Origin of the sequence: Micromonospora sp. NPDC003816 (assembly GCF_042874705.1) — a bacterium.
In the GTDB taxonomy this organism is placed as follows: Bacteria; Actinomycetota; Actinomycetes; order Mycobacteriales; family Micromonosporaceae; genus Micromonospora.
The window spans coordinates 342,509-362,884 of the sequence record NZ_JBIANP010000005.1 but is presented as its reverse complement, the minus strand read 5'-3'; the positions used below and the strand labels follow the sequence as shown (position 1 = coordinate 362,884).

19 protein-coding genes are annotated in these 20,376 nt (G+C 71.1%); 12 read left to right on the top strand and 7 right to left on the bottom strand.

Annotation, left to right across the window (positions count from 1 at the left end; all coding sequences use genetic code 11):
* Positions 1–274 precede the first annotated feature (274 nt).
* Positions 275–979 carry a 1-acyl-sn-glycerol-3-phosphate acyltransferase gene (locus tag ACFYTT_RS19590; RefSeq protein WP_131054829.1) on the top strand — a complete coding sequence of 235 codons (705 nt, stop codon included), beginning with the start codon at positions 275–277 and terminating at the stop codon, positions 977–979.
* 15 nt (positions 980–994) lie between these two features.
* Here the strand turns inward: ACFYTT_RS19590 and ACFYTT_RS19585 are convergent, their stop codons facing one another.
* Entirely contained in the window at positions 995–4,564 is a 3,570-nt protein-coding gene (locus ACFYTT_RS19585) for an adenylate/guanylate cyclase domain-containing protein (RefSeq protein WP_176094904.1), read from the bottom strand.
* 180 nt (positions 4,565–4,744) lie between these two features.
* Between ACFYTT_RS19585 and ACFYTT_RS19580 the strand changes: the two genes are divergently transcribed.
* A complete protein-coding gene (locus ACFYTT_RS19580) occupies positions 4,745–4,942 on the top strand; it encodes a hypothetical protein (RefSeq protein ID WP_236146062.1) in 198 nt (65 codons plus the stop codon).
* Positions 4,943–5,021: 79 nt separating this feature from the next.
* Here ACFYTT_RS19580 and ACFYTT_RS19575 read toward each other — a convergent pair whose 3' ends face one another.
* Entirely contained in the window at positions 5,022–5,714 is a 693-nt protein-coding gene (locus tag ACFYTT_RS19575) for a Crp/Fnr family transcriptional regulator (protein WP_013735136.1), read from the bottom strand.
* A gap of 263 nt (positions 5,715–5,977) precedes the next feature.
* Between ACFYTT_RS19575 and ACFYTT_RS19570 the strand changes: the two genes are divergently transcribed.
* From ACFYTT_RS19570 to ACFYTT_RS19540, 7 genes are all read left to right on the top strand, one after another.
* Positions 5,978–6,475, top strand: a complete 498-nt coding sequence (locus ACFYTT_RS19570) for a polyadenylate-specific 3'-exoribonuclease AS (RefSeq protein ID WP_131055759.1) — start codon at positions 5,978–5,980, stop codon at positions 6,473–6,475.
* 79 nt (positions 6,476–6,554) lie between these two features.
* The gene (locus ACFYTT_RS19565; protein ID WP_387260891.1) at positions 6,555–7,055 is read left to right on the top strand and encodes a pyridoxamine 5'-phosphate oxidase family protein; all 501 of its coding nucleotides are present in this window, start codon (positions 6,555–6,557) and stop codon (positions 7,053–7,055) included.
* Positions 7,056–7,235: 180 nt separating this feature from the next.
* Positions 7,236–8,264: a 6-phosphofructokinase gene (locus tag ACFYTT_RS19560; protein WP_131055757.1), complete on the top strand. Its 1,029-nt coding sequence runs from the start codon at positions 7,236–7,238 to the stop codon at positions 8,262–8,264.
* A gap of 69 nt (positions 8,265–8,333) precedes the next feature.
* Positions 8,334–9,152, top strand: a complete 819-nt coding sequence (proC, locus tag ACFYTT_RS19555) for a pyrroline-5-carboxylate reductase (RefSeq protein WP_131055755.1) — start codon at positions 8,334–8,336, stop codon at positions 9,150–9,152.
* 90 nt (positions 9,153–9,242) lie between these two features.
* Positions 9,243–9,593 carry a DUF2203 domain-containing protein gene (locus ACFYTT_RS19550; protein WP_131055753.1) on the top strand — a complete coding sequence of 117 codons (351 nt, stop codon included), beginning with the start codon at positions 9,243–9,245 and terminating at the stop codon, positions 9,591–9,593.
* 448 nt (positions 9,594–10,041) lie between these two features.
* Positions 10,042–10,182: a hypothetical protein gene (locus ACFYTT_RS19545; RefSeq protein WP_387260886.1), complete on the top strand. Its 141-nt coding sequence runs from the start codon at positions 10,042–10,044 to the stop codon at positions 10,180–10,182.
* A gap of 62 nt (positions 10,183–10,244) precedes the next feature.
* Positions 10,245–10,817 carry a GNAT family N-acetyltransferase gene (locus ACFYTT_RS19540; RefSeq protein WP_387260883.1) on the top strand — a complete coding sequence of 191 codons (573 nt, stop codon included), beginning with the start codon at positions 10,245–10,247 and terminating at the stop codon, positions 10,815–10,817.
* A gap of 51 nt (positions 10,818–10,868) precedes the next feature.
* Here ACFYTT_RS19540 and ACFYTT_RS19535 read toward each other — a convergent pair whose 3' ends face one another.
* The 5 genes from ACFYTT_RS19535 to ACFYTT_RS19515 form a co-directional block, all read right to left on the bottom strand.
* Positions 10,869–11,540, bottom strand: a complete 672-nt coding sequence (locus ACFYTT_RS19535; protein ID WP_387260881.1) for an NADPH-dependent F420 reductase — start codon at positions 11,538–11,540, stop codon at positions 10,869–10,871.
* 203 nt (positions 11,541–11,743) lie between these two features.
* Positions 11,744–12,235 (bottom strand): glutathione peroxidase, encoded by a 492-nt coding sequence (locus ACFYTT_RS19530; protein WP_387260879.1) that lies wholly within the window; start codon positions 12,233–12,235, stop codon positions 11,744–11,746.
* 72 nt (positions 12,236–12,307) lie between these two features.
* Positions 12,308–13,210 carry a glycine betaine ABC transporter substrate-binding protein gene (locus ACFYTT_RS19525; RefSeq protein ID WP_387260876.1) on the bottom strand — a complete coding sequence of 301 codons (903 nt, stop codon included), beginning with the start codon at positions 13,208–13,210 and terminating at the stop codon, positions 12,308–12,310.
* A 98-nt stretch (positions 13,211–13,308) separates the two neighbouring features.
* A complete protein-coding gene (locus tag ACFYTT_RS19520; RefSeq protein WP_387261017.1) occupies positions 13,309–14,169 on the bottom strand; it encodes an ABC transporter permease in 861 nt (286 codons plus the stop codon).
* A gap of 23 nt (positions 14,170–14,192) precedes the next feature.
* A complete protein-coding gene (locus tag ACFYTT_RS19515) occupies positions 14,193–15,560 on the bottom strand; it encodes a betaine/proline/choline family ABC transporter ATP-binding protein (protein ID WP_387260873.1) in 1,368 nt (455 codons plus the stop codon).
* Between the two features lie 889 nt (positions 15,561–16,449).
* On the opposite strand from ACFYTT_RS19515, the gene ACFYTT_RS19510 reads away from it, so the two are divergent.
* From ACFYTT_RS19510 to ACFYTT_RS19500, 3 genes are all read left to right on the top strand, one after another.
* On the top strand, positions 16,450–18,069 hold the full coding sequence (locus tag ACFYTT_RS19510; RefSeq protein ID WP_131053843.1) for a glycosyl hydrolase family 18 protein: 1,620 nt from the start codon (positions 16,450–16,452) through the stop codon (positions 18,067–18,069).
* Between the two features lie 207 nt (positions 18,070–18,276).
* Positions 18,277–18,783, top strand: coding sequence for a hypothetical protein (locus tag ACFYTT_RS19505; protein WP_131053844.1), 507 nt, complete (start codon positions 18,277–18,279; stop codon positions 18,781–18,783).
* An 86-nt stretch (positions 18,784–18,869) separates the two neighbouring features.
* On the top strand, positions 18,870–20,276 hold the full coding sequence (locus tag ACFYTT_RS19500) for a class II 3-deoxy-7-phosphoheptulonate synthase (RefSeq protein WP_131053845.1): 1,407 nt from the start codon (positions 18,870–18,872) through the stop codon (positions 20,274–20,276).
* Positions 20,277–20,376: the final 100 nt, after the last annotated feature.

The following is a 20,376-nucleotide window of genomic DNA, read 5'->3' as shown; positions in this document are numbered from 1 at the left end:
GCCGTGCTCTGAATCGTGACACGTCCGGGGTCGGTTCGGGGAGTGCCTTGTGGCGTGGGGTACGAAGTCGGTGTCCGTGCCGCTGGTCGCGGCCGTGCCTCTATGTCCGTTCTTGCTCGGAGCGTGCCAGGGGACACGGGCGCCGACCACGCTCCGGCGGCGGGCGGGTCGCCCGCCGGACGTTGTGGCGGGCGGTGGAGCTTCGTAGGCTTCCTGCCACGACCGCCCGGCCCGGCCGTGCCGTCGCGACGACCGCCTCGCCGAAAGGACGCCGGTGCTGTACTGGCTCTTGAAGTACGTGTTCCTCGGCCCGCTGCTGAGAGTGATCTTCCGGCCGCAGGTGGAGGGCCTGCACCACGTACCGGCGACCGGCCCGGTGATCCTGGCCAGCAACCACCTCTCCTTCTCCGACTCGATCTTCACGCCGCTGATCGTGCCGCGGAAGGTCACCTTCGTGGCCAAGGCCGAGTACTTCACCGGCAAGGGACTCAAGGGCTGGCTGACCAAGATGTTCTTCGTCGGCACCGGCACCATCCCGGTGGACCGCTCCGGCGGCCAGGCCGCCCGCGCCGCGCTGGACACCCAGCTCACCGTGCTGCGCGCCGGCGGCATCGCGGGCATCTACCCGGAGGGCACCCGGTCACCCGACGGGCGGCTCTACCGGGGCAAGACCGGCGTGGCCCGGCTGGCGCTGGAGAGCGGCGCGCCGGTGGTGCCGGTGGTGATGCTCAACCTGGACGAGATCCAGCCACCGGGCACGCTCGTCCCGAAGCTCGCGCGGGTCCGCATCCGCTTCGGCCCGCCGCTGGACTTCTCCCGGTACGCCGGCATGTCCGGTGACCGGTTCGTCGAGCGCGCCGTCACCGACGAGATCATGTACGAGCTGATGGAGCTCTCCGGCCGCGAGTACGTCGACGTGTACGCGCAGAAGCTCAAGCCCGCGCCCACCCCGGCACCGGCGGCCCCGCTGGCCGCCTGAGCCGCCTGGCGTCGGTCAGGAGGCCAGCGTCCGGGCGCCCGTCTCCGGCGGATGGGCCAGCCGGAGCAGGCCGGGCGCGCCGTTGCGGTGCGCGAACGCGCGTACCTCGGTCAGCGGTCCGCTGCTCGCCGCCGGGTCGTCCGCCGCCGTGAACTCCCGCACCGCGAAGGTCAGCGCCAACATCCGGTCGGTCACGTCGGGGATCCCGGCGTAGATCTCGGCGGCCGCCAGGTGCAGCTCGGCGGCGCGCCGGTGGTCGCCGTCGGCGCCGGCCAGCGCGCCGCTCACGGTCCGCAGAGTCGCCTCCGACCAGGGCGTACGGTGTCCCACCTGGTCGAGCATGGCCCGGACCCGGGCCGCCGGCTTGCGTCCGGCCAGGGTGGCCGCCCAGCCGGCGGCGGCGATCCACTCCCCGCTGGCCAGCGCGGGAACGCTCGTCCACGCCTCGGCCAACTCGTCGACGAGCGCGGCGGCCTCGTCGGTGCGCTCCTGCAACGCCCGGCACAGCGCGCCCATCGCCACCATGGTCCAGTGCAGGCGATGGAAGCCGCTGCGTCGGGCGGTGTCCAGCGCGGCGGCCACGTCGTCGCCGGGGGCCTCGGTGGCGTCACCGGGCGGCCGGGTCGCCCCGGCGGCCGGCGGCACCGGCTGGCCCCGCAGCACCAGCAGGCACGACCGCAGCCCGCGTACCTGCATGTCCCAACTGCCCGTGGGGGTGTCGACGAACGCCTCGGCGGCGGCGAGCAGGCGCGGGAAGTCCCCCTCGAACCAGGCCCGCATCGCCTCACCCGAGTAGCTGGTGGTCAGCGTCTGTCCGCTGGCGGTGCGCGCCGGTGCCGCCGAGAGCAGCGCGTCCGAGCGCAGCCAGTCGCCCTCCTCACGCACCGCGTACGCGAGGTTCTGGGTGGCCCGGGGCAGTGCCAGCAGCTGCCCGGCGCGGCTGAACTCGGCGAGGGCGTGCAGGTCGTCCAGTCCGGCCCGGTCACCGGCCTGGTACCGGGCGGTGGCCGCGGTGATCCGCGCGTTGGTACGGATCTCGGCCAGCCCGAGCCGCTCGCCGATCTCGGCGGCCGTGGCCGCCGCCGCCACCGCCGGATCGCGTTCGTAGTTGAGCATGTGCAGCCGGCCCAACTCGGCGAAGGCGTCGGCCTTCTGGGCGCTGTCCGGCAGCGGCTCGAACAGCCGCACCGCCCGGTCCAGGCAGACCAGGGCGGCCTGCCGGTCGGCCCGCAGCCAGGCCGCCTGACCGAGCAGCGTCCAGGCCCGTGCCGCGCACGCCTCGTCGCCGCAGGCCAGCAGCCGGTCGGCGAGTGTCTGCACCTGCTCCGGCCCGCCGCCGGAGAGGAACGCGTTGCCGTCGCGGTAGAACGAGATCTCGGTGCTGAGCAGTTCCAGTTGCAGCCGGCCGACCGGATCGGAGTCGTCGGCGAGACCGAGCGCGCGGGCCGCGTGGCTGGCGGCGGCGTCCAACCCGTGCAGCGCGTACGCCCGGCGGGCGGCCCGGTGCAGCGCGGCCCGGGCCGGACCGGCGTAGCGGCGGGTCTCCAGGTCCAGGGACCGGGCGATCTCGTGCGCCGCCCAGCGGTGGTGGGCCAGCACCTCGGCCAGGTCGGTGTCCCGGCTCTGCGACAGGGTGTCCAGCCAGTCGGCCGTCCGGTCGTGCCGGGCCACCCGCTCGGTCCGCGGCAGCCGTTGGTAGCACACGTCGCGGACCAGCACGTGCCGGAAGCGGTACTCCGGCTGGCCGGCCATCGTGGACGCGGCCTGCTCGTGCACGAAGTCCCGCTGCTCCAGCCGGCGCAACGCGCGCTCGACCGCCTCCACCGGCTGCCCGACGGCGGCGGCCACCGCGCCGGGCCAGAACTGCACGCCCACCACCGCCGCGGCCAGCAGCACCGCCCGGTCCTTCGGGTCGAGCAGGTCGACCCGGTTGGCGATGACCGCGTGCACGCTCTCCGGCATCGGCAGGTCCAGGTGCTTCTCCAGCGACCAGCCGCGCCCCGACTGCCGCAACGCGCCCTGCTCGATCAGCATCCGGACGTACTCGTGCGCGTAGAGCGGGTTGCCGCCGGCCACCTCGATCAGCGGGGTCAACAGGTCGGCCGAGAAGGCGGCCTGGCCGAACATGTGCGCGTACAACGCGGCGATGCCGGTGTCCCGCAGCGGCGGCAGGGTGATGGTCACCGAGCCGGTGATCGTCCCCGCCCAGCTCGGATCGCGGTCGACCAGCTCGGGACGGGCGGTGCAGAGCAGCAGCAGCGGTACGTCCCGGGCGGCCGCGCCGAGCAGTTCCACGAAGCGCAGCATGGCGTCGTCGGCCCAGTGCAGGTCCTCGAAGACCAGCACGGTCGGTCGGCGGGCGGCCAGTGCCAGCAGGAAACGCCGCCAGGCCGACTCGGCCTCCTCGGCCGGCAGCGGCGTACCGGCCAGCCCGACCAGCGGGCGTAGCGCGTCGGCGACCCGGTCGCGCTCGCCGGGACCGACCAGCTCGGCGACCGCCCCGGCGAGCCGCTGCGCGGCGCTGGTGGCCGGATCGGTGTCCAGGATGCCCGCCTCGGCCTTGACGACGTCGGCCAGCGCGGCGAACGTGACGTTCTCCCCGAACGGCGGGCAGCGGCCGATCCGCCAGGTCAGCGGCTCGTCCACCAGCCGGCCGGTGTGCCGGTGCAGCTCGCGTACCAGCCGGCTCTTGCCGATGCCGGCCCGGCCGAAGACGGTGACCACCTGCGGGCGGCGGTCGCGCAGGCTGCGGTGCAGCGCGTTGACGAGCATGCCCAGCTCGTGCTCGCGGTCGATCAGCGGCGTGGTGTCCGGCTCCCGGTCGGTGGCCTGCTGGCGTACCGCGGACAGGGCCAGCCACACCTCCGTCGGCGCGGACCGGCCGCGCAGCGTGACCGGGGGCTGCTCGTCGTAGCGGATGGTGTCCCGGGTGAGCGCGTGCGTGGTCCCGTCCACCAGCACCCCGCCGGGCGGGGCGACCGACTGCAGGCGGGAGGCGGTGTTCACCACGTCGCCGGCGACGATCGCCTGCCCGCCGTCGCGGGCCGCCGCCACGTCGACGAGCGCCTCACCGGTCGCCACCCCGACCCGGAAGCGCAGGCCGTCGGTGCCGGTGGGGGTGAACCGGGTCAGCACCCGTTGCAGCTCCAGACCGGCGCGGACGCAGCGCAACGCGTCGGTCTCGGTGGCCACCGGTGCGCCGAACAGGGCCATCACCGCGTCGCCGATGTACTTCTCCACCACCCCGCCGTACTGCCCGACCACCCGGCGGGCGGCGGAGAAGAACCCGGTCTGCATGCCCCGGACCAGCTCCGGGTCGGCCCGCTCGACGTACGGCGTGAAATCGATCAGGTCGACGAAGAGGACGCTGACCCGGCGGCGGTCCTCCTGGGGGAGCGGGGCGGGGCGGTCGCTGCCGGCCCGGGGCGTGCCGCAGGAGGTGCAGAAGGCCACGTCGGCGGCGAGCGGGTTCAGGCAGTGCGGGCAGACGGCGCCGAGCTCCGCACCGCAGCCACCGCAGAAGCGGTCGCCGTCGGCGGCGGTGCGTCCACAGCGATCACACTGTGCGGCGATGACACCCTCCACTGGCGAGCCCCCGACGCCCGGGGGCGCAGGTCCGAGTATCGCTGCCCGGTGGACTGTCGGGTACCGGGCTGTTGGCTTGTGGACACTCCTCCGGGCGGTCCGACGCGTACCGAACGGCTAGATTCAGGCAGCCGATCAAGTGGACACGCTGAGCAGGGGGACAGCCTCATGGTGTACGTCATGTTGAAGAGTGACTGGACCGACGGTAACGGAGTCACCCATCCGGCCGGTGACTCGGTGGACGTGGACGCCGCGACCCTCGCGCTCCTGCAGGCGCAGGGCATCGTCGGCGAGGTGCCGGGGTCGGGCAAGGACGGCACCGACTGGGCCGGTCCGGGCGGTACGGACTGGGCCGGTCCGGGCAGCACCAAGCCCTGACCTGGACGGTGCACGGGCGGGGCCGGGGACGATCGTCCCCGGCCCCGCCCGTTCGTCGTGCCCGCGTCGTCGCGCTGGGTCAGCGGTCGCTCATGCCCGCCCGGCGGCGCAGGGCCGGCACGTCGGTGACGACGATCCGTCGACCCTCGGTACGCAGCCAGCCACGGTTGGCGAAGGACCCGATCGCCTGGTTGACGCTCTGTCGTGAGCCGCCGGCCATCTCGGCGAGCTGGCTCTGGTTCAGCTCGATGGTGATCATCGGAGCCTGACTCTCCCCGGCGAGCCGGACCAGCGTCTTGGCGACCCGACCGGGCAGGTCGAGGAAGACGTGGTCGGCGTTCTGCTCGGTGAGTCGGCGGATGAGCGCGCCCAGCGAGCGCATCACCGCGTCCAGGATGCGCGGATTGGAGTGCACCAGCTCCATGAAGGCGCCCCGGGACAGGGCGAGGGCGGTGCAGTCCTCGATCGCCTCCGCGGACGCGGACCGGGTGGAGGCGTCCAGCAACGAGACCTCACCGAGAACGTCCGGCGGTCGGATCACCGACAGCACGGCCCGTTCGCCGGTCGGCGCGGTGCGGAACACGGCCACGGCACCCCGTCGCAGCACGATGAGCGACTCGCCGGGGTCGTTCTCCACGAACAGCAACTGACCCTTGCGATACGTCCGGGGCACCGCAGCGGCGATGACCCGCTGACGCACCTCCGGCTCCAGCCCGGCGAACATCTCCACACCCGTGAGCGCGTCGCCCGGCTCCGGCAGGCGCATCTCCACGGCCCCACCCCTCCCCGGTAAAGGACCAAACTCGCTCACCGGGTGAGCCTGGCGGCCCTTGACGAGGTGTTCTGACACCCGTGCGGCGTCCGGCAGCGGTACACATCAGATCATGACGGTCCGGTCGCTTGCTGTACACCCCTCAAATCACTTCCGTGACAGCTTCGAGCTGCGGATGTCCCCCAATCGGGACGATTGGAAACGCTCCCGGGGTGGGTGACCCGGTCGAGCGGCCCCGTCGGGCGTCGGCGAGGATGGCGGGGATGGCCTACCGCTACTTCTACGACTGCGAATTCATCGAGGACGGCCGGACCGTCGAGCTGGTCTCGATCGGCGTCGTCGACGAGTACGACCGCGAGTTCTACGCGGTCTCCACCGAGTTCGACGCCAGCCGCGCCGTGCCCTGGGTCCGCCGCAACGTGCTGGACAAGCTGCCCTCCCCGGCGGACCGGGCGTGGCGCTCGCGGGAGCGCATCCGCGACGAGCTGTACGACTTCCTGGTCGAGCCGATCCGGGACCGGCCCGGCGAGGAACTGGAGCTGTGGGCCTGGTACGCCGCGTACGACCACGTGGTGCTGGCGCAGCTCTGGGGCGCCATGCCGGCCCTGCCCCGGGAGATCCCCCGCTACACCAAGGAGCTGCGACAGCTCTGGGACGAGCGGGGGCGGCCACGGTTGCCGAACGCCGACGCGGCCCGCCACGACGCCCTGGTCGACGCCCGGCACAACCTGGCCCGCTGGCGGGCGATCACCGGTTCGTAGCGCCGGTGTCCCCGCAGTGCGGTCGATCGGTGGTTTGGCCCGTTCTGCCCCGGGCATCGGTGTGGCCAACGGTGCCGAGGTGAGGGAGCGTGACGAGGTGTTGACCGTCCGGGACGCCCGGCGCCGGATCACCGAGTTGATCAGGGCGGCCGAAGTCTGCACGCTCACCACGACCTCCCTCGACGGCCGGCTCGTCGGCCGTCCGATGGCGCTGCAACGCGCGGACTTCGACGGCGAGTTGTGGTTCTTCGCGGACGCCGGGTCGTCGACCGTCCGCCAGTTGCGGGTCAACGCGGAGGTGGCGGTGGGCTTCCACGACCCGGACGGGCGGGTCTGGGTGTCGCTGTCCGGTACGGCCCGGGACGACTACGACCGGGCGCGGGCCGAACGGTTGTGGCACCCGGGGCTCACCGGGTGGTTCCCCGACGGGGTGGCGACGAGCGGTTTGACGCTGGTCGCGGTGCACGTCACCGAGGCCCGGTGCTGGGACGCCCGGGACGGCCGTTCGGTCGGCCTGCTGGGGCAGGGCGGCTCGGGCTCGGGCGGTGGTCCGGCGTCCGCCGGTGACGACACCTGCTGACTGGCGGTGACGACGCTTACTGGCCGGTAACCGGGGCGCGGTGTGAGGTGGGCCGGTGCGGCGACTACAGTTCGGGGGACGGCCCGCCCCGGGCCGGCAACGGTGCCGAGGTCTGACCTGACACTTATCCTGGGGCTTGATCGGGCTTGACCGAATTGCTCCCAGGAGGATGAGCGGATCATGCGTATCGGCGTGCTCACCGGCGGCGGCGACTGCCCGGGTCTCAACGCGGTCATCCGGGCGGTGGTCCGTAAGGGCGTCGCCAGCTACGGCCATGAGTTCGTAGGGTTCCGGGACGGCTGGAAGGGCCCGCTGGAGGGTCTGTCCCGTCCGCTGGGCATCGCGGAGGTCCGGGGGATCCTGCCGCGCGGCGGCACCATCCTCGGCTCCTCGCGGACCAACCCCTTCAAGATCGAGAACGGCGTCGAGCGGATCAAGGACAACCTGGCCGCACAGGGCGTCGACGCGTTGATCGCCATCGGCGGCGAGGACACCCTCGGTGTCGCCACCAAGCTGCACGAGCTGGACGTCAAGGTCATCGGCGTGCCGAAGACCATCGACAACGACCTCGGCGCCACCGACTACACCTTCGGCTTCGACACCGCGGTGAACATCGCGATGGAGGCGATCGACCGGCTGCACACCACCGCCGAGAGCCACCACCGCACCCTGGTCGTCGAGGTGATGGGCCGGCACGCCGGCTGGATCGCCCTGCACGCCGGCTTGGCCGGTGGCGCCAACGTGATCCTGCTGCCGGAGCGGCAGTTCGACGTCGAGCAGGTCGCCGGCTACGTCGAGAAGCGCTTCCAGCACCAGTACGCCCCGATCGTCGTGGTCGCCGAGGGAGCCCAGCCGCTGGAGGGCCAGATGGTCCTGCAGAACCAGGAGCTGGACTCGTTCGGTCACGTCCGGCTCGGCGGCATCGGCCAGTGGCTGGCCGAGCAGCTGGAGGCCAAGACCGGCAAGGAGGCCCGCACCGTCGTGCTCGGGCACATCCAGCGCGGTGGCACGCCGACCGCCTTCGACCGGGTGCTCGCCACCCGGCTCGGCCTGCAGGCGATCGACGCCGTGCACGAGGGTGACTGGGGCAAGATGGTCGCGATGCAGAGCACGGACATCGTCCGCGTCCCGCTCGCCGACGCCACCCGCGAGCTGAAGACCGTTCCGCTGGAGCGGTACGCCGAGGCCGAGGTCTTCTTCGGCAGCTGATCGTCGTCCCGACGTCGCGGCGGACCAGCAGGTCCGCCGCGACGCCGGCACCCGAAGGGGGTACGTCAGGTGTCAGCCGGGGTGCACACCGTCGCGGTGATCGGCGCGGGCAAGATCGGCGAGCTGATGCTCTCCGGCCTGCTGCGGTCCGGCTGGCCGGTGGACCGGCTGCTGGCCACCGCCCGGAGGCCGGCACGCGCCGAGGAACTCGCCGCCCGCTACGGCGTCCGGGTGGTGGACAACCTCACCGCCGTCGACGAGGCCGACGTGCTCGCCGTCTCGGTCAAGCCGCAGGACGCCGCCGCCCTGCTGGACGAGATCGGGCCCAAGGTGCCCGCCGAGAAGCTGGTCATCTCGCTCTGCGCGGGCCTGCCCAGCAGCTTCTTCAGCCGCCGGCTGCCCGAGGGCACCCCGGTGGTCCGGGTGATGACCAACACCCCGGCCCTGGTGGACCAGGCGATGACCGCCATCTCCGCCGGGGCGCACGCCACCGGCACACACCTGTCGCTGGCCGAGGAGATGTTCACGCCGCTCGGCGCGACGATCCGGGTGCCCGAGACCCAGCAGGACGCGGTCACCGCGCTCTCCGGCTCCGGCCCGGCGTACTTCTATCTGCTGGTCGAGGCGATGACCGACGCCGGCATCCTGCTCGGCCTGCCCCGGCAGGTGGCGCACGACCTGATCGTGCAGACCGCGATCGGCTCGGCGGTGATGCTGCGGGACTCCGGCGAACATCCCGTGAAGCTCCGCGAGGCGGTCACCTCACCCGCCGGCACCACCATCTCCGCCATCCGAGAGCTGGAGAACCACGGCGTACGCGCGGCGCTGCTGGCCGCCCTCGAAGCGGCCCGCGACCGGGCCCGCGAGCTGGCCGCCCAGGCCGAGTGAACGGCACCGCCGGTACGCGGTGACGACGCCCCGGCGGCGCAGGTCGGCAGCGGGCTCCTTCCGGCGACCGGCGTGCCGCATACTGTCGCGGTGTTCACACTCGCCCAGGCCCGGCACCTGGTAGCCACCCTGCGTCCCCGCATCGACGAACTGATCCGGGTCCGGGCCGACCTGGCCGAGTTGCAGACCGACCTGGCCTCCCACGGGCTGAGCGCGCTCGGCGGGCGCGCCGAGGTGAAGGCGCTGGAGGCCCGGCTGCACGCCACCCTCGACGACATCCGGCAGCACGGCATCGAGATCAAGAGCCTCGCGCCGGTGCTGCTCGACTTCCCCGGCGAACGGGACGGCCGTCAGGTGCTCTGGTGCTGGTTGGAAGGCGACAGCGACGTGCGCTGGTACCACCGCGCCGACTGCGGCTTCGCCGGCCGCCGCCCACTCTGACCGGTGTGGCCCGGGCACGCCGTTGCCGGAGGCGTCTGCCCCAGCTCGCGCACATGCCATCGTCGACAGTGGTTGGTCATCGACCAGGGTGGACGAAACGGCGGCTGTTCGGTGGCGGTGTGTGCCGATGTGGGCGTTGCTCGCGCGGTAAGGCCGCAGGCGTCCGGGCGGTCGGCCCTTCTGCCGCCAGAGAAGCCGCCGAGTTCGCCGGAGCTATCGTTATTTCGTTTCGGTGGCTGGGGGCAGGACCAGGCTGGCTGGAGGACCTTGTGACGGTGGTGCCCGCAGGCGGGCTGGAACCCGGCGGTGAGGAGCTCCGACGTTTCGCTCGGCGACCGCTCCGAGGACGGCGACTGCAACTCATCGTCGACGGGGCAGAGCCGGTCGACGTGCCAGAGGTGGTGAGCGATGCTCTCGCCATTCCAGTCGCCGCCTCGCACTGCATGACGTGCTCGCGTACAAGGAACGGCGGTCGAGGGTGCGTCGTGAGGCGTTGGACGAGTTGACCGCGGACGCGATCGACACGGGCGTCTACGACGAGGCGATCAGGCGCGGCCGCCAGTCGCCAGATGATCAACTCGGCGCGTGACCGGCCCTGCTTGGCCCCCGGCCCACACGGACCGTCGCGACGCAACGAGTGGAGGCACCTTGATGTTCGCCATCGCCCTGACCGGGGACGCGCAACTGCGTCCGCTCGATCCGTGGCACGCCGAGGAGTTCCTGGCCAACCTGGACCGGGCCCGGGAGCACATCGCACCCTGGGTGGGGCCGTCCTTCGTGGCGAGCGACCTGGACGGGGCGCGGCAGGTGTTGCAGCGCTACGCGGACCGGTGGGCCCGGGACGGCGGCGGGATCTGGGGGATCTGGCTCGGCGACCGGCTGGTCGGCGGGGTACTGCTGGTGTCGTTCGACGCGGCGACCGGGGTCTGCGAGGCGGGCTGCTGGCTGGAACCGGCAGCCGAGGGGCGTGGCCTGGTGACCCGCGCGGTCGAACGCATCATCGACTGGGCATTGGTCGAGCGTGGCCTGCACCGGGTCGAGTGGCGTACCAACGCGGGCAACGTGCGCAGCATCGCGGTGGCGCGTCGGCTCGGGATGCGGCGCGACGGCGTACTCCGGGAGGTGTTGTCCCGCCCGGGCGGGCGGGTCGACCTGGAGGTCTGGTCGGTGCTGGCGCCGGAGTGGCGGGCCCGCCGCGAGGGCGCGGCAGCTAGCGACGGATAGGCCTGGAGCCGGGGCCGCCACCCGTGCCGGCGGCCGGCGGGGGCTGACGGGTCAGCCGGCCTCGGCCAGCGCCGCCCGCAGCTTGTCCGCGTCGCCGGGGGCCTCCTGCTGCCAGTTGGCCGGGTCGGCGGAATAGACCGTGCCGTAGGCCGGGGTGTCCGGCTGGAACCGCCAGCTCTCGGCGAGGGCGCCGGCGTCCACCGCGTCGTAGCCGATGCGGTCGAGGAACGCGGTGACGACGGCCTTGGCCTCGGCGTCGTCCCCGGCGATGGGCAGCGCGCTGCGGTCGGCCGCGCCGGCCGGTCGGGCCAGGGAGGACAGGTGCCTGAAGTGGATGTTGTTGAACGCCTTCACCACGCGCGACTCGGGCAGGTGACGTTGCAGCAGCTCGCTGCTGGTGGCGGTGCCCTCGTCCAGTTCGGGGAACCGGCCGTCGCGCTGCGGGTAGTAGTTGTTGGTGTCGATGACGACCTTGCCGGCCAACGGCGCGACCGGCACCGACCGGTACGCCTTCAGCGGGATGGTGACCACCACCAGGTCACCGGCCTCGGCGGCGGCGTCAGCGGTGCCCGCGCTGGCACCCGAGCCCAACTCGTCGACCAGGTCGGTCAGCGTCTCCGGTCCGCGCGAGTTGCTGACCACCACCTCGTACCCGGCGGCCACCGCCAGCCGTGCGACGGTGCCCCCGATGTGTCCACTCCCGATCAGCCCCACGACCGACACGCCAGATCCTCCCGCCACACGTCGACCCGTCACGTCCGAACCTACCCCCGCCGCAGGCCACCGACCCCGGGTTCGCGCCGGATCCGGTCCACCCCGCCGATCATGGACTTGTGGTGCACCCGAACCGGCACTTTCAAGGCATAACTCCTGCCGCAACTCCATGATCGCCGGGGCTGAGTGTGTGACTGTGGGCGCGGATCGGGTCAGGGGGTGGGGAGGGTTTTCTCGACGGCGGCGCGCAGGGTGGGGTCGTCGGGGGTGACGGTGGGGGCGAACCGGGCGGCGACGGTGCCGTCCGGGGCGACCAGGAACTTCTCGAAGTTCCAGCGGACGTCGCCGGTGTGACCGTCGGCATCGGCGGTGTCCACCAGTGCCGCGTAGAGCGGGTGGCGGTCCGCGCCGTTGACGTCGACCTTCTCCGTGAGCGGGAAGGTGACCCCGTAGTTGACCTGGCAGAACTCGCTGATCTCGGCGGCGCTGCCCGGTTCCTGGCCGGCGAACTGGTTGCACGGCACGCCGAGCACCACCAGCCCCCGGTCGGCGTACTCGTCCTGGAGTTTCTGCAGGCCGGCGTACTGCGGAGTGAGGCCGCAGCGGGATGCCACGTTGACCACCAGCAGCGTACGACCGCGGTACTGCGAGAGGTCGGCCGGACCGCCGGCGAGCGCGTCGATGGGGGTGTCGAAGACCGTCATGTCGCGAGGCTACCGCCGCCGGTGGCGGGGCCACGTGGGCCCCACCACCGCGGCGAAACGCTCAGTGCCGGGTCAGGAGGTGGCGGCGTCGACCGTGCCGGCGTAGTCCGGGTTGGCCTTCAGCCACTCCTCGACGGCCTTCGGCTCGTCGTCCTGGTGCACGTTGAACATCAGGTCTTCCAGCGAGCCGAGCTGCTGGGTGTCCATCTTGAACTTCTTCAGCATCTCGGCGGCCTCGGGGAAGTCCGCGCTGAAGCCCTCACGGGCCAGGGTGTTGATCTCCTCGGTGCCGCCCAGCGTGCCCTTCGGGTCCGCCAGGTCCTTCAGCTGGTAGTTCGCGTAGGCCCAGTGCGGGTGCCACAGGGTCACCACGATCGGCTTCTGGTCCTTGATCGCGCCGTCCAGCGCGGCCAGCATGGCCGGGGTCGAGGAGGTCTTCAGGCTCAGCTTGCCGGTCAGACCGTACTCCGGGATGACCTTGTCCTGGGTGGCGGCGGTCAGGCCGGCGCCCGGCTCGATGCCGATGATCTCGCCGTTGAAGGTGTCGGCCTTGTCGGCCAGGTCCTCCAGCGAGTTGACGTCGCTGACGTACTCGGGCACGGCGATGCTCAGGCGGGCGTCGTCGTACCAGACGCCGAGCTTCTCGAGCTTGTCGCCGTACTCCTTCATGTAGTCGGCGTGCGTCTGCGGCAGCCAGCTGTCGAGGAAGAGGTCGATGTCGCCCGTCGACAGGCCCTGGTAGACGATGCCCGCCTCGACGTTCTTGAGCTCGACCTCGTAGCCCTTCTCCTCCAGCAGGTTCTTCCAGAGGTACGAGGCGGCGATGGCCTCGTCCCAGGACATGTAGCCGATGGTGATCTTCTTGTTGTCACCGTCGGCAGAGTCGTCGGAGTTGCCGCAGGCCGCGGCACCGGTCAGCGCCAGGGCGGCGGTGGCCGCCAGCGCGACCCGGCGCACCATTTTACTGCTCCACATGTGGGGTTCCTTCCCTCGTTGCTGTGCACCGGCGGAACTCGCGGTAGCGAGGCAGGGCACCGGCAACGGGACTTCCCTGCGTGGGTCAGGACGGGGGATCAGGCTCGTTGCATGGCGCGTTGCGCCTTCGCGGACGCGGTACGCGCGCCGATCGAATCGGTGAGACGGTCGAGCACCACCGCCAGGATCACCACGGCGATGCCGCCCTCGAAGCCCGTGCCGACCTGGACCCGGGCGAGTGCCGTCATGATGACCTCGCCGAGGCCACCGGCACCGACCATGCCGGCGATGACGACCATCGACAGCGCCAGCATGATGACCTGGTTGACGCCGGTCATGATGGTGGGCAGGGCCAGTGGCAGTTTGGTGCGCAGCAGGATCTTCCACGGCGAGGCGCCGAACGCCTCGCCGGCCTCGATGACCTCGCGGTCGACCTGGCGCAGGCCCAACTCGGTCAGGCGTACCCCGGGCGGCATGCTGAACACGACGGTGGCCAGCACGCCGGGCACGGCGCCGACACCGAAGTAGAAGATGGCCGGGATCAGGTAGACGAATGCGGGCATCGTCTGCATCAGGTCGAGGACCGGTCGGACGATCGCCGAGGCGCGCCGGTTCTCCGCGATGAAGATGCCCGTCGGTACGGCGAGCAGCAGGGCGAGGCCGCTGGCCACCAGGACCAGTGCCAGGGTGCTCATGGTCTGGTTCCAGATCGGCATCCCGGCCACCATGCCGAGTCCGAGCGCGGTGCCGAGGCCGAACTTCCAGCTCCGCAGCCACCAGCCGAGGCCGGCGAAGATCAGCACCATGACGATCGCCGGGGGCGCGGTCAGTAGGTCGACGAGCGGCTCGACCAGCGCGTCGACGGTGGCGGCGATGCCGTCGAAGACGGCGGACAGATGTTCTCTCGACCAGTCGACGGCGGTCTTGAACGCGTCGCCGATCCGGATGTACGGCAGCATGTCGTCGAGACCGTCGGCGCGGTTCACGCGGATCCTCCCGTGAGGCGGACCGATGGCTCGGCAACCACCTGGACCGGTACCTGCGGTGCGGTGTCGCTTCCGGGCGGCGTCGTGTCGGCCGTTCCGCCCGCCTGGACCGCGTCGGCGGTCGGCGTCGTCCCGGCGGGCTCCGGCGTGGCGGTGTGCTCGCCGATGTCAGCGCTGATGCTGCCCAGGGCGCTCAACAGCGTGACCCGTGGAATCACGCCGGCGAGCCGCCCGGCTGCGTCGACCACGGCGACGGGCGCCGGGCTCTCGGCACAGGGCGCGAAGATGTCGGCCACCGGCGTCGTGTCGTCGACCATTCGGGCGTACTCGGTCGACACGATCTCCTGGAGGTTGGTCATTCCGTCCCGGACCGCCCGGGTGGCGTCGTCGGCGGTCACGGTGCCCAGGTACCGCTTGTCGCGGCCGGTGATGTAGACGGCTGACGTCTGGGTCTCGCGCAGTACGCGGGCGGCCACCCGCGGGCCGGAGTTCACGTCCACGACGCCGAGCGGTCGCTCCATGACCGCTGCCGCGGTGAGGATCCTGGTCCGGTCGACATCGGCGACGAACTGGGCGACGTAGTCGTTGGACGGGTTGGTGAGGATCTCCTCGGCGGTGCCGATCTGGACGATCCGGCCGGCACGCATGACCGCGATCCGGTCGCCGAGGCGCATCGCCTCGTTGAGGTCGTGCGTGATGAACACGATCGTCTTGCCGAGCTCGGCCTGTAGTTCGAGGAGCTGGTCCTGCACCTCGCGGCGGATGAGCGGATCGAGCGCGGAGAAGGCCTCGTCCATGAGCATGATGTCGGTGCCGGCGGCGAGCGCGCGGGCCAGACCGACCCGCTGGCGCATGCCGCCGGACAGTTCCTGCGGCAGCTTGTCCGCCCACTTGTCCAGGTCGACCATCCGGAGCGCCTGCAGCGCCTTCTCCCGGCGCTCGGCGCGGGGCATGCCCGCGACCTCCAGCGCGTAGCCGGCGTTGTCCAGCACCGACCGGTGCGGCTGGAGCGCGAAGTGCTGGAAGACCATGCTGATCTTCTCGCGGCGTAGCTTGCGTAGCGCGGCGGGCTTGAGCGTGGTGATGTCGACCCCGTCGACCTCCACCGTGCCGTGCGTGGCGGGCAGCAGCCCGTTGAGCATCCGGATCAGGGTGGACTTCCCCGAGCCGGACAGGCCCATGACCACGAAGATCTCGCCGCGTCTGACCTCGAAGTTCGCGTCGACGACCGCAGCCGTGACCGGTAGACCTGCCAGTTCCTCGTCCCTGCCTGCGCTGTTCCTGAGGATTTCCATCGCCTTGTCGGCGCGGTTCCCGTAGACCTTGTACAGGGAGTTCACTCTGAGTGCGGACACGGTCTCCATTCCAAGGGCATATGGTACGAGGCCAATTCTCGGGCGACGGACGCAGGCGTGCATCTATCGAAAATCTGTCGTGCCGTGGGCCGGCCGGAGACAGGATAGTCCCCGGTGGAGCGACACCCGACCTTACCCGAACGGTTTCCGTCGACGAAAACGTCGATGCCGAACCGTGTCGTGAGCGGGGCGACAGGAATACGTTCCGGCGGCGGTCATTGCGGGCAGTATTGGTTGCACAAGTGCAATTCTGGGATGAAGAACCGAGCGCCTAGCGGACCTCCGATGGTGGGCATAAACGCACGAAACGGTCTATATCAAGCGCTGCGTCGATCACTGGGCGTAGCCGCCGCGTTCCGATGACGTCTGATTGTCCGTGTCGTTCCGCACACTTTCCGGATCCGGTGGCATCGCATTCTTCGCGGGCGGGACCCGTCGTGTCATTGCGTGCGATGAATTCGACTGATGTGGATATTCATGGATTCGACATGGAACCTTCGTGAGACCGAGACGGAATCTCCACGGGATCTACACGGTTCCGCCGGTCCCCGAATTCGTGCCGTCGACCACAGGTGAGCGATCGACGGATGTCGACCGGCATTGGGACGGGACTCCGGCGGTGGGAACCGGCGGCGTATCGGTCGGGGGTCGCGAGCGGGATGCCGGGTCCGTGGTGGGTGCCGGATTGCGCCCCACGGGTGGCTGGCCCGGCGGGGTGGGCGGGGGTGCTGTCCGGGGGTGGGCGCTGGTTCCGCTGCTCGGGGGCGGTGTGCGCCGTGGTCGGTGCGAGCCCTGATCGAGTCGGGGATCGAAAGATGCACATCTTGACGAAGTGGTTTCGTGTGAGTAGCGTCTCCTCATCCTTTTGGAAAGTTTCCTAACTGTTTGGAGACGCCACATGAAGAGATCGCTCCGCCGGGCCCTCTGGGTCGGCGCCGTGGTCGCGGTGACCGTCGCCACGGTCCCGATGGCCTCGGCGTTCGGCGCCGGAAGCGTGACCACCTCGTTCAACCGGGTGTCGGACTGGGGGACTGGTCACGAGACGCGGGTCACCGTCACCAACGGCTCGACCGCCACCGTCAGCACCTGGCGCATCGAGTTCGAGCTGCCCTCGGGCACCAGCGTCAGCAGCTCCTGGGACGCCGACGTCACCCGTAACGGCAACCGCTACGTGGCCGTCAAGAAGAGTTGGGCCGGCGGACTGGCCCCGGGCGCCTCCTTCAGCTGGGGCTACAACGGCACCGGTGCGTACCGGGCGCCGTTGAACTGCACGGTCAACGGCGTGGCCTGCGGCGGTGGCACCCCGCCGCCCACCACGACGCCGCCCACCACCACCCCGCCGACCACCGCTCCGCCCACGACTCCACCGCCCACCACCCCGCCCCCGACCACGCCGCCGCCGAGCGGCCAGAAGGTGGTCGGCTACTTCACCCAGTGGGGCGTCTACGGCCGTAACTACCACGTCAAGAACATCCACACCAGCGGCTCGGCGTCGAAGCTGACCCACATCCTGTACGCGTTCGCCAACACCACCGGCGGCCGGTGCACCATCGGTGACAGCTACGCCGACTACGAGAAGGCGTACACCGCGGCGGAGAGCGTCGACGGCGTCGCCGACACCTGGGACCAGCCGCTGCGGGGCAGCTTCAACCAACTGCGCAAGCTCAAGAAGATGTACCCGCACATCAAGGTGATCTTCTCGGTCGGCGGCTGGACCTGGTCCGGCGGCTTCACCCAGGCCGCGCAGAACCCGACCGCCTTCGCGGAGAGCTGCTACAACATGGTCGAGGACCCGCGCTGGGCGGACGTCTTCGACGGCATCGACATCGACTGGGAGTACCCGAACGCCTGTGGCCTGACCTGCGACGCCAGCGGCCCGAACGCGTTCAAGAACGTGGTCAGCGCGCTGCGTACCCGGTTCGGTTCCTCGGCGTTGGTGACCGCCGCGATCACCGCGGACGGCAGCAACGGGGGCAAGATCGACGCGACCGACTACGCCGGTGCCTCGACCCACCTCAACTGGATCATGCCGATGACGTACGACTACTTCGGCGCCTTCGCCCCGCAGGGCCCCACCGCCCCGCACTCGCCGCTCAACTCGTACACCGGCATTCCGCAGCAGGGCTTCTGGTCGGACGCCGCCATCCAGAAGCTCAAGAGCAAGGGCATCCCCGCCAACAAGCTGCTGCTCGGCATCGGCTTCTACGGCCGGGGCTGGACCGGGGTCACCCAGACGACGCCCGGCGGCACCGCCACCGGACCGGCCCCCGGCACCTACGAACAGGGCATCGAGGACTACAAGGTGCTCAAGAACACCTGCCCGGCCACCGGCACCATCGGCGGCACCGCGTACGCCAAGTGCGGCAGCAACTGGTGGAGCTACGACACCCCGTCCACCATCGGCGGCAAGATGACGTACGCGAAGAACCAGGGCCTCGGTGGCGCCTTCTTCTGGGAGCTCTCCGGAGACACCAGCAACGGTGAGCTGATCGGCGCCATCAAGGGCGGTCTCGGCTGAGCCGAAGGCCGACGTGTCACCCACACGACGGGGAGGGGCCGCACCGGCCCCTCCCCGTCCGCGCCGTCGGCGGCGTGATGGCGTGCAAGGAAGGGACCCTTCCTATGCAAAAGACGATAGGAAGGGTCCCTTCCTTGCACGCAGCGCGGGTGTGACAGACTCGCCGATCGACTGGTTGCGGATGGTGGGCGGGAGGTCACGACAGCGATGCCGACGAGATTCCGGCGGTCGGTCGTCACCGCCGTGCTGATCGCGAGCATGCCGGCCGCGCTGGCCGGCTGCGGCCTGCTCGGCGGGGAGGACGAGGCGGAGCAGCCCGGTCGGGCGCCCGCCGAGGAAGCCACGACCAAGGCCCGCGAGCGGGTGCAGGCGTACCTCGACGCGATGGCGGCCAAGGACGTGGCGGCCGGGCGCAGCCAGCTCTGCACCACGCTGCACGAGGCGTTCGACGATGCCGCCACCGGCCCCAACGGTGACTTCGCGGACCACTTCGAGGTACCCCGCTCCGAGATCGTCGACATCCGGCCCGGAGAGGCCGGGCAGGAGGTCAGCGTCTCGGTCACGGTGACCGCCGGTCGCCGCGAGGCCACCCGCGCGCTGCTGTTCACGGTCACCCGGGACGGGCTCGACTGGTGCATCTCGGCCGAACGTCCGGGTGGGAACAGCCCCGCCCCGGTGGCGCCGGACGGCAGTGCCCCGGCCCCGACCCCGTGACCTGCGTCGCCGTCTGACCCGTCCATCTGCCGGAACCCGGCCCCTCGCCGGTCGCCCGTCCGGCCGGTCGCCGTACGCTGGGATTCATGCGCCATGAGTGGCATCAGTTGAGCCATCCGTCGGTGGGCAGCCCGGTGTTGCAGACCAGCCGTCCGACCGTGAACTCCGCCGAGGACGAGGCCCTCGGCCTGGACCGCTGGCGGGAGCTGCCACGGGCCCAGACCCCGCCCTGGCCGGACCAGGCCCAGGTGGCCGAGGTCTGCAAGGTCCTCGACACGGTGCCGTCGGTGGTCGCACCGTACGAGGTCGACCAGCTCCGTCGGCGCCTCGCGCTGGTCTGCGAGGGCAAGGCGTTCCTGCTTCAGGGCGGTGACTGCGCCGAGACCTTCGCCGACAACACCGAGAGCCACCTGTTGGCCAACGCCCGCACGCTGTTGCAGATGGCGATCGTGCTCACCTACGGCGCCTCGCTGCCGGTGGTCAAGGTGGCCCGGGTCGCCGGGCAGTACACCAAGCCGCGGTCGCTGCCGACCGACGCCCGGGGGCTGCCGGCCTACCGCGGCGACATGATCAACTCGCTGGAGGCCACGCCGGAGGCGCGCGTCGCCGACCCGCAGCGCATGATCCGGGCGTACGCGAACTCGGCCGCCGCGATGAACATGCTCCGGGCGTACCTCGCCGGGGGGCTGGCCGACCTGCACGCCGTGCACGACTGGAACAAGGGATTCGTGCGCAACTCCCCGGCCGGCGAGCGGTACGAAGCGATCGCCCGGGAGATCGACCGGGCGATGGCCTTCATCCGGGCCTGTGGGATGACCGACGACGAGGCGCTGCGTACGGTCACCCTCTACTGCTCGCACGAGGCGCTCGCGCTGGAGTACGACCGGGCGCTGACCCGGGTCTCCGACAACCGGGCGTACGGGCTGTCCGGGCACTTCCTGTGGATCGGTGAGCGGACCCGGCAGCTCGACGGGGCGCACATCGACTACATCTCCCGCATCGCCAACCCGATCGGCGTCAAGCTCGGCCCGACCACCACCCCGGACCAGGCCATCGAGTTGTGCGAGAAGCTCAACCCGGACAACATCCCCGGCCGGCTCACGCTGATCAGCCGGATGGGCAACCACAAGGTCCGGGAGGCGCTGCCGCCGATCGTGGCTAAGGTGACCGCCGCCGGGGCCAAGGTGGTGTGGCAGTGCGACCCGATGCACGGCAACACCCACGAGTCGTCCAACGGCTACAAGACGCGGCACTTCGACCGGATCGTCGACGAGGTGCTGGGCTACTTCGAGGTGCACCGGGGGCTGGACACCCACCCGGGCGGCCTGCACGTCGAACTGACCGGCGAGGACGTCACCGAGTGCCTGGGCGGCGCGCAGAACATCGCCGACCTGGACCTGCCCGGCCGGTACGAGACCGCCTGCGACCCGCGCCTGAACACCCAGCAGTCGTTGGAGTTGGCGTTCCTCGTAGCGGAGATGCTCCGTGGCTGACGCGAGGAGTGAGCTTGCGAGCCCCGCAGTCGGCGGCCGAAGGGAGAACCGTGGCTAGTGTGATCGACCTGCGGTCGGACACGGTGACCCGGCCGACCGC

Coding starts and splice junctions, on each gene's coding strand:
- ACFYTT_RS19560 (WP_131055757.1), top strand. CDS start 7,236: ATGCGTATCGGCGTGCTCACCGGCGGCGGCGACTGCCCGGGTCTCAAC.
- ACFYTT_RS19540 (WP_387260883.1), top strand. CDS start 10,245: ATGTTCGCCATCGCCCTGACCGGGGACGCGCAACTGCGTCCGCTCGAT.
- ACFYTT_RS19505 (WP_131053844.1), top strand. CDS start 18,277: ATGCCGACGAGATTCCGGCGGTCGGTCGTCACCGCCGTGCTGATCGCG.
- ACFYTT_RS19580 (WP_236146062.1), top strand. CDS start 4,745: ATGTTGAAGAGTGACTGGACCGACGGTAACGGAGTCACCCATCCGGCC.
- ACFYTT_RS19530 (WP_387260879.1), bottom strand. CDS start 12,235: ATGACGGTCTTCGACACCCCCATCGACGCGCTCGCCGGCGGTCCGGCC.
- ACFYTT_RS19500 (WP_131053845.1), top strand. CDS start 18,870: ATGCGCCATGAGTGGCATCAGTTGAGCCATCCGTCGGTGGGCAGCCCG.
- ACFYTT_RS19515 (WP_387260873.1), bottom strand. CDS start 15,560: ATGGAGACCGTGTCCGCACTCAGAGTGAACTCCCTGTACAAGGTCTAC.
- ACFYTT_RS19525 (WP_387260876.1), bottom strand. CDS start 13,210: ATGTGGAGCAGTAAAATGGTGCGCCGGGTCGCGCTGGCGGCCACCGCC.
- ACFYTT_RS19510 (WP_131053843.1), top strand. CDS start 16,450: ATGAAGAGATCGCTCCGCCGGGCCCTCTGGGTCGGCGCCGTGGTCGCG.
- ACFYTT_RS19520 (WP_387261017.1), bottom strand. CDS start 14,169: ATGCTGCCGTACATCCGGATCGGCGACGCGTTCAAGACCGCCGTCGAC.
- ACFYTT_RS19570 (WP_131055759.1), top strand. CDS start 5,978: ATGGCCTACCGCTACTTCTACGACTGCGAATTCATCGAGGACGGCCGG.